Raw genomic sequence first — 14,856 nt, 5'->3', positions numbered from 1 at the left:
GCCTCCGCCTGGGTTTCGCGGAGGATCCCTGGTTTCGGCGATTCTGCGGGTCGGGCTGCGGTCGGGTCGGGCTGCGGCCGCACCGCGGCGCGGTCGCACCGCGTCCGCGCCGCAACCCCGGCCAGCGGCACCACCCCCAGCCGGCACGGCCCACAGCCCCGCGGAACGGGGCATGATGGGGAGAGGCGTCGCCGGTGTCGTCTGCACACCGCCGCTCGTGCTGGGAGGGGTTATCGATGTCGAACAGCTTCGGAGCGAAGGACACGCTCACCGTCGGAGACAAGCAGTACGAGATCTTCCGACTGGACAGCGTCCCGAACGCCGGCCGGCTGCCGTACAGCCTGAAGGTCCTGCTGGAGAACCTGCTGCGCAACGAGGACGGCGTGACCGTCACCGCCGAGCAGGTCACCGCGCTGGCGAACTGGAATGCGAAGGATGTCGGAGGCACCGAGATCCAATTCACGCCGGCCCGGGTGCTGCTCCAGGACTTCACCGGCGTTCCCTGTGTGGTCGATCTGGTCGCGATGCGCGACGCGATGGACGAGCTGGGCGGAGACCCACAGCAGGTCAACCCGCTGATCCCCGTCGAACTCGTCATCGACCACTCGGTCATCGCCGACAGCTTCGGCCGGCCCGAGTCATCCCGCATCAACGCCGACCTCGAGTTCGAGCGCAACCGCGAGCGGTACCAGCTGCTGCGATGGGCCCAGCATGCGTTCGACGACTTCGTCGTCGTGCCGCCCGACACCGGCATCTGCCACCAGGTCAACCTGGAATACCTCGCCCGGGTCGTGTTCGGGGCGGACGACAAGGGCGACGGGATGCCGCAGGCCTACCCCGACACCCTGGTCGGCACCGACTCGCATACGCCGATGGTCAACGGGCTCGGCGTCGTCGGCTGGGGCGTGGGCGGGATCGAGGCCGAGGCGGCGATGCTCGGCCAGCCGGTGTCGATGCTGCTGCCCGAGGTGATCGGGCTCAAGCTCACCGGCGAGCTGCGCGAGGGCGTGACCGCCACCGACATGGTGCTGACCGTGGCAGAGCTGCTGCGGCAGACCGGGGTGGTCGGCAAGTTCGTCGAGATCTTCGGCCCGGGGGTGGCGAACGTGCCGCTGGCCAATCGCGCCACGATCGGGAACATGAGCCCCGAGTACGGCTCGACGATCACCATCTTCCCGATCGACGACGAGACCCTGGACTACCTGCGCTTCACCGGCCGCAGCCCCGAGCGGGTGGCGCTGGTCGAGGCGTACGCGAAGGAGCAGGGGCTGTGGCACGACCCCGAGCACGAGCCGGAGTACTCGCACGTGGTCGAGCTCGACCTCGGCTCGATCGAGCCGTCGATCGCCGGGCCGAAGCGCCCGCAGGACCGGATCCCGCTGGCTGTGGCCCATCGCACCGTCGAGCGGCTGCTGGCCGACCCGACCGCGGACGTGAAGCGGCTGACTGCGCTGGACGATGCGATCGACGACACGTTCCCGGCCTCGGATCCGTTCCTCGGCGAGCCGGACATGTTCGAGCCCGCCGCGGCCGTGACGGTGGCCGAGGACGACGGGGGCGCGATCGATTGGCCGTCCAACCCGCAGCAGCTGACCGTCGGCGGCGACAGCTCGCAGCTGGACAACGGCGATGTCGTCATCGCGGCGATCACATCCTGCACGAACACCTCCAACCCGTCGGTCATGATCGGGGCGGCGCTGCTCGCGCGCAACGCGGTGCAGAAGGGGCTGAAGAGCAAGCCGTGGGTGAAGACCTCGCTCGCCCCCGGCTCCCGCGTGGTCACCGACTACTTCGAGCGCTCCGGCCTCACGCCGTACCTCGACGAGTTGGGCTTCAACCTCGTCGGATACGGGTGCACGACCTGCATCGGCAACTCGGGGCCGCTCATCGAAGAGGTGGGACAGGCGGTGGATGCCGGCGATCTGACCGTGGCATCCGTCCTCAGCGGGAACCGCAACTTCGAGGGCCGGATCCATTCCCAGACGCGCATGAACTTCCTCGCGTCGCCCCCGCTGGTGGTCGCCTACGCGCTCGCCGGATCGATGCACGTGGATCTGAACCGCGACCCGCTGGGCGACGGCGACGACGGGCAGCCGGTGTTCCTCAAGGACATCTGGCCGTCCACGCACGAGATCAAGGAGGTCGTGGACTCGTGCGTGGAGGCGCGCATGTTCACCGAGGGCTACTCCGACGTGTACGCCGGCGACGAGAACTGGAACAGTCTGCCGGTGCCCGAGGGCGACCGGTTCGACTGGCAGGATGACTCGACCTACGTGCGCCGTCCGCCGTACTTCGACGGCATGCACGCCGTGCCGGACCTGCTGCGCGACATCACCGGGGCGCGGGTGCTGGCCAAGCTCGGCGACTCGGTGACCACCGACCACATCTCGCCGGCCGGGACGATCAAGCGCGACTCTCCGGCGGGCGAGTACCTGACCGAGCACGGCGTGGAGCCGCGCCAGTTCAACTCGTACGGCTCGCGCCGCGGCAACCACGAGGTGATGATCCGCGGCACGTTCGCCAACATCCGACTGCGCAACGAGCTGGTGGACGCGGAAGGCGGCTTCACCCGCCTGCTGCCGGAGGGGGAGCAGACCTCGATCTTCGCGGCATCCGAGAAATATGCCGAGCAGGGCATACCTCTGATCGTGCTCGCCGGCAAGGAGTACGGCTCGGGCTCGTCGCGCGACTGGGCGGCCAAGGGCACCCTGCTGCTGGGGGCCCAGGCGGTGCTCGCCGAGTCGTTCGAGCGGATCCACCGGTCCAACCTCATCGGCATGGGGGTGCTGCCGCTGCAGTTCCGTGAGGGCGAGACCGCCGCTTTGCTCGGGCTGGACGGCACCGAGACCTATTCGATCATCGGACTCGAGGGGCAGGATGCCGTTCCGACCGAGGTGACCGTGCGGGTCGAGCCCGACGACGGCGAGGCCCGGGAGTTCACCGCCACCGTCCGCATCGATACTCCGACCGAGCGCGAGTACTACCGGCACGGCGGCATCCTGCAGTACGTGCTGCGCCAGCGGCTCGAGGCCTGAGGGGGAGGCGGCGAATACATCGGACGATGGATGCCGCGGTCCGCGCGCTCCCGTAGCGTGAAGACCGTGTTCCGCCGTCTCACGCCGACCCAGCTCACGGTCGACATCGTCGTCGCGGCGCTGTTCGCGCTGGCGGCGCTGCCGGCCGAGCTGGTGGTCGGGGCGCACGGCTCGTTCCGCCCGCTGATCGACGTCGTCGCCTCGGTGCTGCTGTGCACGATCTTCGGCGCCGCCGTCGCGGTGCGGCGGCTGTCGCCGACGCTCGCCCTGGGGCTGGCCTGGGCCGGCGCCCTCGTGCAGATGGGGTTCGGGCGCTCCCCGAACCTGAGCGATCTGGCCGTGTTCGCGGTGCTCTACACGGCGGCGGCCTACGGCACCCGGGTCGTGTTCTGGGTCGGGTTCGGCTCGGCGCTCGGGGGAGCGTTCGTCGCGACGGCCTACATCTTCCTGGTGATGGGCGCCGCCTCTCTGACCCTCGAGACGCTCACCCTGGCGTCCGCGGTGCTGATCGCGATCGCGTTCGCGCTCCTGCTGTCGTGGACCGTCGGGGCGCTGACGCGCACCGCGCATCGCGCCAAGGCGAACCGTCTGGCCCAGCAGCGCGCCGAGGCGGACGCGGTCGCCGAGCAGGAGCGGGCGCGGATCGCGCGGGATATGCACGACGTGGTGGCGCACTCGCTGGCGGTGGTCATCGCCCAGGCCGACGGCGCGCGTTATGCCGCGGCATCCGACCCTTCGGCCCAGGGGCAGGCACTCGGCACGATCTCGGCGACCGCGCGCGCCGCACTCGCCGACGTCCGGGTGCTGCTGGCCCAGCTGCGGCATCGTCAGGAGGACGGTCCGCAGCCCACCGTGGCGGATCTGGAGGCGCTGTTCGGCCAGCTGCGCGCCGCCGGGGTCGACCTGCGGGTCACGATCGACCCCGCGCCGCGCACGGACCCGCCGACCGCCGTGCAGCTGGCCGTCTACCGCATCCTGCAGGAGGCCCTGACCAACGCACTGCGGCACGGTGCCGGCGGACCGGTGGACGTGAGCCTGGCATGGCATGCCGACCGGGTCGAGGCGGCGGTCCGCAACGCGATCGGCGCGGTGCCGGCCGCGCCGGCTCAGACCCGCGGCCACGGTCTGATCGGCATGCGCGAGCGTGCGGTACTGGCCGGCGGCACGCTGGATGCCGGGGTCGACGGCGACGCGTTCGTCGTGCGCGCGCAGATCCCGATCGGACCGAGCGCGTGACCCGCTCACCGCGCAGGCGCGCGTGTCCGGGACGGCTGCCCGGTCGCGCTATCGTTTTCCGGGTGCGCGCCCGAGATTTACGGGCGCGTCTGCAGATTTCGACAGCGCGACCGGTGGCGCCTGCGACACCGGGCGGAGGAGCCGAATGATCCGGGTGGTGCTGGCCGACGACCAGGCGCTGTTCCGCGCCGGCATCCGCATGGTGATCGATTCGCAGCCCGATCTGCAGGTCGTGGGCGAGGCCTCCGACGGACGCGAGGCCATCCACATCGTGCGCGCGACCCACCCGGACGTCGTGCTGATGGACATCCGGATGCCGGTGATGGACGGGCTGGCCGCCACCGCGGAGCTGCTGACGGATGCCGATGCTCCGCGCATCGTGATGCTGACCACGTTCGACCTCGACGAGGCCGCCGCCCGCGCGATCCGGCAGGGCGCCAGCGGGTTCCTGCTCAAGGACGCCGACCCCGAGTTCCTGCTGGCGGCGATCCGCACCGTGCACGCCGGGTCGGCCGTGATCGCGGCATCCGCCACCCGTGACCTGTTCGCGCACACGATGGATGCCGCACCCGCCCCGATCCCGGATTCGTACGGCACGCTCACCGAGCGCGAGCGCGAGATCTTCGCCCTGGCGGCGCGGGGGCTGTCCAACGCCGAGATCGCCGCACGCGAGTACCTGTCCGAGGCGACCGTGAAGACGCACATCAGCCGGATCCTCGCCAAGCTCGCCCTGCGTGACCGGGTGCAGCTGGTCGTGTTCGCGTTCGAGCACGGCCTGGGGCCGCAGCCCGGCCGGGGTCACGCCTGAACCAGCACCGGGCTCACGCCCGAACCGGCACCGCCGCGCCGATCAGCTCCCACGTGACCAGGCGCGGGTCCGCCCCGGTCACGTCGTGCGCCGGGCCGGTGATCGCGACCACCGCCCGCGGCGTCGCGGCTCCGGGCACGCCCGGCGCGACGGGCTGGCGGCGGGCATCGGAACCGGCGCCGAAGCCGCCGTCGTCCCGGCTGGTCGCGGCCGAGGCCGCGGCGTGCGCGCCGACCCACACCTGCACGTCCCCGGGCTCGACGATCCGGACCATCCGCCGGTCGCTGAACGCGAAGCGGGTGCTCGGCACCCGGAAGCGCACGCGCGCCGAGGCGCCCGCCTCCAGGTGCACCCGGGCGTAGCCCAGCAGCTGGGCGACCGGGCGGGTCACCGAGGCGTGCACGTCGTGCCCGTACAGCTGCACGACATCGGTGCCGGCCGTGCGGCCGGTGTTGGTCACGGTGACCTCGGCGTCGAACGCCGCGCCCGCCGCACACATGCCGTCGACCGACAGGTCGGTGTAGTCGAACGTCGTGTACGACAGCCCGAACCCGAACGGGCGCACCGGCGTGGAGCGCGAGGCCGTGACATCCGAATCGCCGCCGAGGATGGGATGCAGGTAGGTATAGGGCTGCGCGCCCGTCGACCGGGGGAGCGAGACGGGCAGGCGCCCCGACGGCACCGCGCGGCCGGTCAGGATGTCGGCGATCGCCGTGCCGCCCTCTTCACCGGGGAAGAACGCCTGCAGCACGGCACCCGGACGCGGCCCTGCAGCATCCAGCGCCCAGTCCAGCACGTACGGGCGACCCGTCAGCAGCACCATCACGACCGGGGTTCCGGTCTCGAGCACCGCCTCGACCAGCGCCCGCTGGACGCCCGGGAGCGCAAGCGACTCGGCGTCGTTGCCCTCGCCGACGGTACCTCGGCCGAACAGCCCCGCCTGGTCGCCGACGACCACGACCGCGACATCCGCGCCGCGCGCGGCGGCGACGGCCTCGGCGAACCCGGACTCGTCGTCGCCGTCCACCGCGCAGCCGCGGGTGACGGTGAGCTCGCGACCGGCATCGCGCAGCGCCTCGGCGACGGTCGGGATGCGCACGTCGGACGAGACGCCGGGATGATGGGCCAGCACGTGGTTCGTGAACGAATAGCAGCCCTGCAGCGCCTCGGGCAGGTCGCCGTTCGGGCCGATGACCGCGATCCGCGCCGCGGGCTGCAGCGGCAGGATGCCGTCATCGGCCAGCAGCACGACCGACTCCTGCGCGAGCCGTCGCGCGAGTTCGCGGTGCCGCGGCGAGTCGAGGTCGATCTGCGCGGGCGGCTCGTCCTCGTAGACATCGGCGTCCAGCAGGCCCAGCTGCTCCTTCTGGCGCAGCACGCGCAGCACGGCGCGGTCGACGTATCGCTCGTCGACCTCTCCGGAGCGCACGAGCTCGGCCAGCGGCTGCAGGTAGGCATCGCCGGTGGGCAGCTCGACATCGATGCCCGCCTCGAGGGCGAGCGCGCCGGCATGACCGCGATCGGCGGCGACGGCCTGCATCACCTCGAGGAATGCGACCGAGAAGTAGTCGGCCACCACGACCCCGTCGAATCCCAGCCGCTCGCGCAGCAGCGTGGTCAGGTACTCCGGGTCGGCGCCCATCGGCACGCCGTCCAGCGCCGTGTACGCGTTCATCACCGACGCGGCGCCGCCGTCGCGCACCGCCATCTCGAACGGCGGCACGAAGACGTCGGCGATCTCGCGCGGACCGGCGTGCACCGGCGCATGGTTGCGGCCGGCCTGCGAGGCCGAGTAGCCCACGAAGTGCTTCAGCGTGGCGTGCACGCCGGCGTCCTGCAGGCCCTGCACGTACGCCGTGCCGACCGTGCCGACCAGGTACGGGTCCTCGCCGATGCACTCGTCCACCCGGCCCCAGCGCGGATCCTGGATCACGTCGAGCACGGGCGCGAGGCCCTGATGCACGCCGAGCTCGCGCATCGACCCGCCGATCGCCTGTGCGGCCTCGCGCACCAGCTCCGGGTCGAATGACGCGCCCCAGGCCAGCGGCGTCGGGAACACCGCGGCCTGCCAGGCGGCCAGTCCCGTCAGGCACTCCTCGTGCACGATCGCGGGGATGCCCAGGCGGGTCTCGCGCTTGAGCCGGCGCTGCTCGCGCCACAGCCACTGCGCCCGCTCGACCGGGGGGACCGGCCGGGTCCCGTACACCCGCGTGTAGTGGCCGATGCCGTGCTCGGTCACCTCGGCCAAGGCCCCGGCATCCTTCTGTCCGGCCGCCATCTCGCTCTGCATCGGGGCGACGGTGCCGTTCTGGTCGAGCCAATAGCCCACCAGCTGGGCGAGCTTCTCGTCAAGGGTCATCCGGGCGTGCAGTGCCTGCACACGGTCGGAGACATCGGGGAAGGCGGGGATGTCGTGCATCGGCGGTCCTGTCGTGGGAAAGTGAGCGAGGCGTCAGCCCTTGACCGCACCGGTCAAGCCGCCGACGATGCGGCGCTGGAAGACGAGGAAGAACATCAGTGCGGGCAGCATCGCCAGCGAGGTGAAGGCCAGGACGCGGGCCGTGTCGACCGAGTACTGCGACGAGAACGCCTGCACGCCCAGGGGCAGCGTGTAGGTGGCCTGGTCGTTCAGGATGAACAGCGGCAGCAGGTAGCTGTTCCAGCTGCCGATGAAGGCGAGGATGCCGACGGTGACCACTCCGGGGACGGCCAGGCGCAGCACCATCCGGAAGAAGAAGCCGAGGCGTCCGGCCCCGTCGATCGCCGCCGCCTCTTCGATCTCATCCGGGATCGCGCGCAGGAACGGCACGAGGATGATCACGGTGACCGGCAGGGCGAACGCGATCTGCGGCAGGATGACGCCGGCGAGGCTGTTCATCAGGCCCAGGTCCTTGACCAGGATGTACAGCGGGGTGATCGCGACGGTGATGGGGAACATGAGCCCGGCGGCGAACAGCGAGTACATCACGCCGCGTCCGCGGAACGTGTAGCGGGCCAGCACGTAGCTGACCATGAGTCCGAGCGCGACGACGCCGATCGTGGTGATGCCGGCGGCGATCAGCGAATTGCCCACCTCGAGCCAGAACGTCTCGCTGGTCAGCACGTCGATGTAGTTCTGGATCACCCAGGGGTTGGGAAGGCCCGCCGGGTCGGTGGTGATCTGCGCGTTGGTGCGGAACCCGCCCACCACGATGTAGAGCACCGGGGCGATGCACACCGCGACCAGCACGAGTGCGATGAAGTAGACGACGGGGCTTCCCCACCGCAGCCGTTCCCTCTCGGGGTGGGCCGGCGGGGCGAGGTGCGGGGCGACGGCCGTCATCGCGTCTGCCTTTCGGTGAGAGCGCCGGCGGTGTCGCGACGCAGGACGAAGCGCTGGTAGATCAGCGCGATGATCATGGAGATGAAGAAGATCACGACGGCCACGGCGTTGCCGTAGCCGAAGTTGCCGGCGTCACGGCCGTTGGTGACCATGTAGGTGGCCATCGTCGAGGTGCCGGCGACGCCGGCGACGTACTGCCCCCACACGATGTAGACCAGGTCGAACAGCTGCAGCGATCCGATGATCGACAGGAACGCCCAGATGCGGATGGTGGGGCCGAGCAGCGGCAGCGTGATCCGGCGCTGGATCTGCCAGTACGAGGCGCCGTCGATCGCGGCCGCCTCGAACAGCTCGGTGGGAACGCCCTGCAGGCCGGCGAGGAACAGGATGACGGCGAAGCCGATGTACTTCCAGGTCAGGATGAGCATCAGCGTCCAGATCGCGACGCTCGGGTCGGAGAGCCAGTCGGCCTGCAGGAAGCCCAGGCCGATGCTCTTGAGCAGGTCGTTGACGGCTCCGTCGGTCTGCAGCATCAGGCTGAAGCCGGTGCCGACGATGACCTCCGAGATCACGTACGGAACGAAGATCAGCACGCGGATGGCCGTGCGCCCGCGCATCTTCTGGTTCAGCAGGAGCGCGAGCAGGATCGCCACCGGCCCCTGCATGACCAGCGACAGGACGACGATGATGCCGTTGTGCATCAGCGCTTCGTGGAAGGTCGGATCCGTGAGGATGATGGCGTAGTTCTTCAGACCGACGAAGTCCGTCGCGGGGCCGTAGCCCTTCCAGTCGAAGAAGCCGTAGTAGGCCGCCATCACGACCGGGAAGATCACGAATCCGAGGAACACGATGATCGCGGGCCCGGCCAGCAGCGTGATCTCCAGCCGCGTGGTCCAGGCGGCTCGCCGTCTGCCGCGGCGGCGTCCGGTCGAGAGCACCGCCGCGTGTGCGGTGCTCTCGACCGATGTGCGCTCCTGAGCAGGAAGCGTCCCGGCCTTCTCGCCCAGGGTCTTGCTCATCGCTTCGACTATCCCTTGGCCGCGGCCTGGTTGACCGACGTGATGATGTCGGGGACGCTGCCCTTGCCCGCGAGCAGGTTCACCACCGCGACGTTCAGCGCGTTGCCGACGTTCTGGCCGTAGAGCGTGTCCAGGTACTGCGACACATACGGGGCCTTGTTGTACGCGGCCAGCAGGTCCTTCAGGTAGGGCTCGGTGACGATCTTCTGCGCCGCGGTGTTGACCGGCGGCGAGTTGAACGCCTTGTAGTAGGCCTCCTGCTGCGGCTGGGTGACCAGGAAGTTCAGGAACGCGGCGCATTCCTTCTTCGGGGCCTGGGCCGAGCACGAGTACCCGTCGACGCCGCCCATGATCGCGGCCGGATCACCCGCGCCACCGCTGACGGTGGGGAAGGGGAACCAGGCGAGGTCGGGCAGCGGCTTCGTGTCGGGGGTCAGCGACGCGATCACGCCCGGGTCCCATCCGCCCATGAGCTCCATCGATGCCTTGTGGTTGGCGACCAGGCCCGCCGAGCTGCCGGCGCCCTGCTGTGCCGAGGTGGTCAGGAAGCCGGGCTGGAACGGCTTGGTGTCGGCGAACTTCTTCAGCTCGTTGCCGGCGGCCGTCCAGCAGGGGTCGGTGAATTTCAGCGACTTGGCGGTGTCGTTGAGCGTCTGCTCGCTGCACAGCCGCAGCGCGAAGTTGTAATACCAGTGCGCGGCGGGCCAGGCATCCTTCGCCCCGACGGCCACCGGGATCACACCGGACTTCTTCAGCGCGCTCACGGCGCTGTTGAACTCGTCCATGCTGGTCGGCGGCTGGGTGATGCCGGCCTTGGAGAACAGGTCCTTGCTGTAGAACAGGCCCTCGGGCAGCACGTCCAGCGGCATCGCGTAGACCTTGCCGTCGATCGATTCGGCCTTGATCGCGCCCTCACCGACCGACTGCTTCGTCTCGGCGGTGATCGAGTCGGTGAGGTCCATGACCTGTCCCGCCTCGACCATCGCGGCCATCTTGCCGCCGCCGCGCTGCAGGAACACGTCCGGCGCGTTGCCGGAGTTCAGCGCCGTCTGCAGCTTGCCGTCGAGCTGCTCGTTCTGGATCGACTGCACCTTGATGGTGACATTCGGGTTGTCCTTGTGGAACGCCTTCGCCGCCTGGACCCAGTACTGCTGGCCGGGACCGGTGGTGCTGTTCTGCCACAGGGTGAGCGTGACGCCGCCGTTCGAGCCGTCGCCTCCGCCGGTGCCGCCGGAACAGCCGGCTGCCACCAGGGCGACGCCCGCGGCAAGCGCGACGAGCGTCGCGCCGCGAACTTTCCTCTTCATCGTGGAAACTCCTTCATTTCGTGGGCGCGGCGTTGCGGTCTGCCGCATCAGCGAGAGTGGCATGGCCGATCGAGGGATGTCAAACGTTTTCGATATCGTTTTCGATATCGTTATCGTTTTGACCGTCAGTTTCCGATCCGTGAGGTAGCGTGAGCGTCGTGACCGCCGATTCCGTCCGCCCAGCAGTGCCTCCTCGGGTGACGATCCACGACGTCGCGCGTGCCGCCGGCGTCTCGGTCGCGACCGTCTCGAAGGTCGCGAACGGGCGGTACGGCGTCGCACAGCGCACGATCGAGAAGGTCTCGGGCGTGATCGAAGAGCTCGGGTACGAGACATCCCTCGTCGCCCGGAGCCTGCGCAGCCACCGCACCAACGTCATCGGCATCCTCGTCGCGGGCTTCGAGCCGTTCTCGGCCGAACTGCTCAAGGGCATCTCGGCGGCCGCGGTCGAGTCGGGCTACGAGCTGCTCGCCTATGCCGGGGCGCTCACCGACGACACGTTCGTGGGCTGGGAGCGCCGGTCGCTGTCGCGCCTGGCCGGGACGCTGGTGGATGCCGCCATCATCGTCACCCCGACGGTGCGGCTGCCCGGAGCGTCGATCCCCGTGGTCGCCATCGACCCGCACGCCGGCAACGGCGACGTGCCCGCGGTCGACACCGACAACGTCGAGGGCGCCCGCATCGCGATGCGGCATCTGATCTCGCTCGGGCACCGGCGGATCGCCCACGTGCGCGGGCGCGGCGATCTGCAGTCCGCGGTGCTGCGTGAGCAGGGATATCGCGAGTCGCTGGCCGAGGCGGGCATCCCCTTCGATCCGGACCTGGTGCGCGAGGGCGCGTACTGGGGCAAGTCGACCACCCGTGCCGCGCAGGAGCTGCTGAGCCTGCCGGGGCGGCCCACCGCGATCTTCGCCGCGAACGATCTGTCCGCCGTGCGGGTGCTCGACATCGCGCAGGAGATGGGCATCCGGGTGCCCGAGGACCTCTCGATCGTCGGCTTCGACAACGTGCCGGAGGCGGCCGCGACCACCCCGCAGCTGACCACGGTCGCCCAGCCTCTGCACGACATGGGTGCGCAGGCGCTGCGGATGGTGCTGGAGATGCTGCGGCGCGGCGAGCCCGAGCAGCAGTATGTGCACCTGCCGGCGCACCTCGTGGTGCGCCAGAGCACCGGACCGGTCCCCGGCTCCGTGCCGCCCGATCACGATCCCGGGCGCTGAGCCTCCGGCCCGAACCGCCGACCGGCCCTCGTCGGCCGGCCGCTCGCTGCGGGAGGCCACTGGGTCAGAGACGGGCGGCGAGCCAGCGGGTCTGACGCAGCCACTGCTCGGTCTGACCGCCCTCGTGCCCGTTGAACTCGTACACCTCGATCGCCTTGTCGGGCGAGGCGCAGTGGTTGAACGCGGCGAACACGGTCGAGGGCATGACGATGCCGTCCATCAGCGCGACCGAGAAGTAGGCGGGAGCGGCCAGCCGCCGGGTGAAGTTGACGCCGTCGAAGTACGACAGCGTCGCGAAGACCTGGTCGACGGCGGTGCGGTGCACCGCGAGGTACTGCTCGACCTCGCCGAACGGGTGGCCGGGCGTCAGTTCGACCGAACGGCGGAAATGGCACAGGAACGGCACGTCCGGCATCGCGGCGAACACCGCCGGGTGCAGCGCCGCGGCGGCGAGGGCGATGCCTCCGCCCTGGCTGCCGCCGGTCACGCTGATGCGCGTCCGATCGACGAACGGCAGGGCGGCGGCCGTGTCGACGAGTCGCACCGCGTCGGTGAAGACCCGCCGGTAGAAGTAGCTGTCGGGGTGTCGGATGCCGCGGGTCATGAACCCCGGGACGGCGCCGTCCGAGCCGTGCGGGTCGGGGGTGTCGCCGCCGGTGCCCCATCCGCTGCCCTGGCCGCGCGTGTCCATCAGGATGTGCACGTAGCCGGCGGCCGCCCACTGCAGGCGCTCGCCGGGGATGCCGCGGCCGCCGTTGTAGCCGATGAACTCGATCACCGCCGGCAGCGGGGTGTCGCTGCGCGGACGGGTGACCCACCCGCGGATCGGCTCGCCGCCGAACCCCGCGAACGTGAGGTCCTCGATGACCAGCTGGCTGATCGGGGTGTCGGCGGCCACGAGCCGGGGATCGGTCGCCGCGGCGCGCGACTCGTCCAGCGTGCGGCGCCAGAAGTCGTCGAAGTCCGCCGGCTCGGCCACCTCGGGGCGATAGTCGCGGAGCTCGTCGAGGGTGAGGTCTGTCAGCGGCACGCCACATACCGTACACGCTCGCGTCACCCGTGCTGCGGCGGGCAGCCCGCCGTCAGGGCGCACGAGGCCGCTCGGGTTCCTCTACCCTGAATCGAAGTGCCCCGGCTCGGGGGCGCACCGGTGGCGAGACGCCACACTCGACCGAGGGAGTGCCCGTGGGCCTGGATTCGCCGCCCCTGGACCGCAGCACGGACTTCCGCGACAGCGGACTCCGGTTCTCTCCGGGCTTCACGTTCGGCTCGGCGACCGCGGCCTACCAGGTCGAGGGCGCCGCGCACGAGGATGGGCGCACCCCGTCGATCTGGGATACGTTCAGCCGCACGCCGGGTGCGGTGTGGAACGGCGACACCGGTGACGTCGCGTGCGACCACTACCACCGCTGGGAGCAGGACCTCGACCTCATGGCCGAGCTGGGGCTGGACGCGTATCGGTTCTCCGTCTCGTGGCCGCGGGTCATCCCCACCGGCCGCGGCGCCGTGAACCGGGCCGGCATCGACTTCTACTCACGCCTCGTCGACGGCCTCCTGGCCCGCGGCATCCGCCCCGTCGCGACGCTGTACCACTGGGACCTGCCGCAGGTGCTGGAGGATGCCGGCGGCTGGCCGGTGCGCGGGACGGTCGACGCGTTCGAGGAGTACGCGGCGGTGCTCGGCACGGCGCTCGGCGACCGCGTGCACACCTGGACCACGCTCAACGAGCCCTGGTGCACCGCGTACCTGGGCTATGGCCAGGGCGGTCACGCGCCCGGCCGACGCGAGCCCGCCGCGGCGCTCGCCGCCGTCCACCACCTCAATCTCGCGCACGGACGCGCGATCGAGGCGCTGCGCGCCACCTCCACCGGGAGTCCCGAATACTCGGTCACCCTCAACCTGCACGTGGCCCGGGGAGATGCCGACGCCGTCCGGCGCATCGACGCGCTCGGCAACCGAGCGTTCACCGGCCCGATGCTGCGCGGGGTCTACGACGACGACCTGCTCGCCGACACCGCGGCGGTCACCGACTGGGCGTTCGTGCAGGACGGCGACCTGCGCCGCATCCGGCAGCCGATCGACGTGCTCGGCGTGAATTACTACTCGACCGTGACGGTCCGCACCTGGGACGGCGTCTCGCCCCGGCAGAGCAACGACGGCCACAAGCCGACCGTCGGCGGCACGGCGTGGCCGGGCAGCGACGAGGCCGTCGAGTTCCTTCCGCAGCCCGGGCCGCACACCGCGATGGGATGGAACATCGCCCCCGACGGGCTGCTCGACCTGCTCCACTCGCTGCGGGCGGAGTTCCCCGATCAGCCGCTGATGATCACCGAGAACGGCGCCGCGTTCGACGACGTCGTCGCCGCGGACGGGGCCGTCCACGACGTCGAGCGCGTCGACTACCTGCGTCGCCATCTCACCGCCGCCCATCGGGCGATCGAGGACGGCGTCGACCTGCGCGGCTACTTCGTGTGGTCGCTGCTGGACAACTTCGAGTGGGGGTACGGCTACGCCAAGCGCTTCGGCATCGTCCGGGTCGACTTCGACGACCAGCGGCGCATCGTCAAGGACTCCGCCCGGTGGTTCCGCGAGCTGGCGACCACCGGGGTCATCCCCGCCTGATATGTAGCTTCGTTTGTCAAGGGGGCAGGGTGGAGCGCCGCCGGGCTGGCTGCTCGGCGGCGCTCCGTCATTCGCTCCAGGGCGTTTCGGGGTGCGGCGTGTCTGGTGACGCGTGGTCAGTCTGATATGCGCGGGTTGGTTACCGCATGACCCTGTTTCGGCGAGAACGGTCAGGCTGGTCTGAGGTCGAGCGTGGCGATCGTGGTCGCCGCTCACAGGCGAATCGCTGGTCCGTTCCTCACGCTGCATGCTGTCCGGTGGTGCCGGGCGGGCGAATGAGCCTTCGA

10 protein-coding genes are annotated in these 14,856 nt (G+C 70.5%); 5 read left to right on the top strand and 5 right to left on the bottom strand.

Annotated elements, in window-relative coordinates:
* Nucleotides 1–236: 236 nt before the first annotated feature.
* The 3 genes from acnA (at nucleotide 237) to AC0L6F_RS06920 (ending at nucleotide 5,079) form a co-directional block, all read left to right on the top strand.
* Nucleotides 237–3,035: an aconitate hydratase AcnA gene (acnA, locus tag AC0L6F_RS06930; protein ID WP_473539667.1), complete on the top strand. Its 2,799-nt coding sequence runs from the start codon at nucleotides 237–239 to the stop codon at nucleotides 3,033–3,035.
* 66 nt (nucleotides 3,036–3,101) lie between these two features.
* Nucleotides 3,102–4,271 carry a sensor histidine kinase gene (locus AC0L6F_RS06925; protein ID WP_259612596.1) on the top strand — a complete coding sequence of 390 codons (1,170 nt, stop codon included), beginning with the start codon at nucleotides 3,102–3,104 and terminating at the stop codon, nucleotides 4,269–4,271.
* 145 nt (nucleotides 4,272–4,416) lie between these two features.
* Complete coding sequence (locus AC0L6F_RS06920) at nucleotides 4,417–5,079, top strand: response regulator (protein ID WP_473539666.1); 663 nt, start codon at nucleotides 4,417–4,419, stop codon at nucleotides 5,077–5,079.
* 13 nt (nucleotides 5,080–5,092) lie between these two features.
* Here the strand turns inward: AC0L6F_RS06920 and AC0L6F_RS06915 are convergent, their stop codons facing one another.
* From AC0L6F_RS06915 to AC0L6F_RS06900, 4 genes are read right to left on the bottom strand one after another with little or no spacing between them, the layout of a single operon-like run.
* Complete coding sequence (locus tag AC0L6F_RS06915) at nucleotides 5,093–7,498, bottom strand: beta-xylosidase/alpha-l-arabinosidase (protein ID WP_473539665.1); 2,406 nt, start codon at nucleotides 7,496–7,498, stop codon at nucleotides 5,093–5,095.
* A 33-nt stretch (nucleotides 7,499–7,531) separates the two neighbouring features.
* Complete coding sequence (locus AC0L6F_RS06910; protein ID WP_274635915.1) at nucleotides 7,532–8,401, bottom strand: carbohydrate ABC transporter permease; 870 nt, start codon at nucleotides 8,399–8,401, stop codon at nucleotides 7,532–7,534.
* Entirely contained in the window at nucleotides 8,398–9,420 is a 1,023-nt protein-coding gene (locus tag AC0L6F_RS06905) for a carbohydrate ABC transporter permease (protein ID WP_274635914.1), read from the bottom strand. The genes AC0L6F_RS06910 and AC0L6F_RS06905 overlap by 4 nt, the downstream gene beginning before the upstream one ends.
* Before the next feature lie 8 nt (nucleotides 9,421–9,428).
* Entirely contained in the window at nucleotides 9,429–10,727 is a 1,299-nt protein-coding gene (locus tag AC0L6F_RS06900; RefSeq protein WP_274635913.1) for an ABC transporter substrate-binding protein, read from the bottom strand.
* Between the two features lie 158 nt (nucleotides 10,728–10,885).
* On the opposite strand from AC0L6F_RS06900, the gene AC0L6F_RS06895 reads away from it, so the two are divergent.
* A complete protein-coding gene (locus tag AC0L6F_RS06895; protein WP_274635912.1) occupies nucleotides 10,886–11,947 on the top strand; it encodes a LacI family DNA-binding transcriptional regulator in 1,062 nt (353 codons plus the stop codon).
* Between the two features lie 64 nt (nucleotides 11,948–12,011).
* Here the strand turns inward: AC0L6F_RS06895 and AC0L6F_RS06890 are convergent, their stop codons facing one another.
* On the bottom strand, nucleotides 12,012–12,977 hold the full coding sequence (locus tag AC0L6F_RS06890; protein WP_274635911.1) for an acetylxylan esterase: 966 nt from the start codon (nucleotides 12,975–12,977) through the stop codon (nucleotides 12,012–12,014).
* Nucleotides 12,978–13,132: 155 nt separating this feature from the next.
* Between AC0L6F_RS06890 and AC0L6F_RS06885 the strand changes: the two genes are divergently transcribed.
* On the top strand, nucleotides 13,133–14,569 hold the full coding sequence (locus tag AC0L6F_RS06885; RefSeq protein WP_473539664.1) for a GH1 family beta-glucosidase: 1,437 nt from the start codon (nucleotides 13,133–13,135) through the stop codon (nucleotides 14,567–14,569).
* Nucleotides 14,570–14,856: the final 287 nt, after the last annotated feature.

It is taken from the genome of Microbacterium sp. G2-16M (genome assembly GCF_055809115.1).
The sequence above is the reverse complement of the archived record's forward strand: the minus strand, read 5'-3'. Positions and strand labels throughout refer to the sequence as shown.

What these genes read in the sequence shown, in the direction of transcription:
- acnA (WP_473539667.1), top strand. Translation starts at nt 237, where the DNA reads ATGTCGAACAGCTTCGGAGCGAAGGACACGCTCACCGTCGGAGACAAG.
- AC0L6F_RS06920 (WP_473539666.1), top strand. Translation starts at nt 4,417, where the DNA reads ATGATCCGGGTGGTGCTGGCCGACGACCAGGCGCTGTTCCGCGCCGGC.
- AC0L6F_RS06915 (WP_473539665.1), bottom strand. Translation starts at nt 7,498, where the DNA reads ATGCACGACATCCCCGCCTTCCCCGATGTCTCCGACCGTGTGCAGGCA.
- AC0L6F_RS06910 (WP_274635915.1), bottom strand. Translation starts at nt 8,401, where the DNA reads ATGACGGCCGTCGCCCCGCACCTCGCCCCGCCGGCCCACCCCGAGAGG.
- AC0L6F_RS06905 (WP_274635914.1), bottom strand. Translation starts at nt 9,420, where the DNA reads ATGAGCAAGACCCTGGGCGAGAAGGCCGGGACGCTTCCTGCTCAGGAG.
- AC0L6F_RS06900 (WP_274635913.1), bottom strand. Translation starts at nt 10,727, where the DNA reads ATGAAGAGGAAAGTTCGCGGCGCGACGCTCGTCGCGCTTGCCGCGGGC.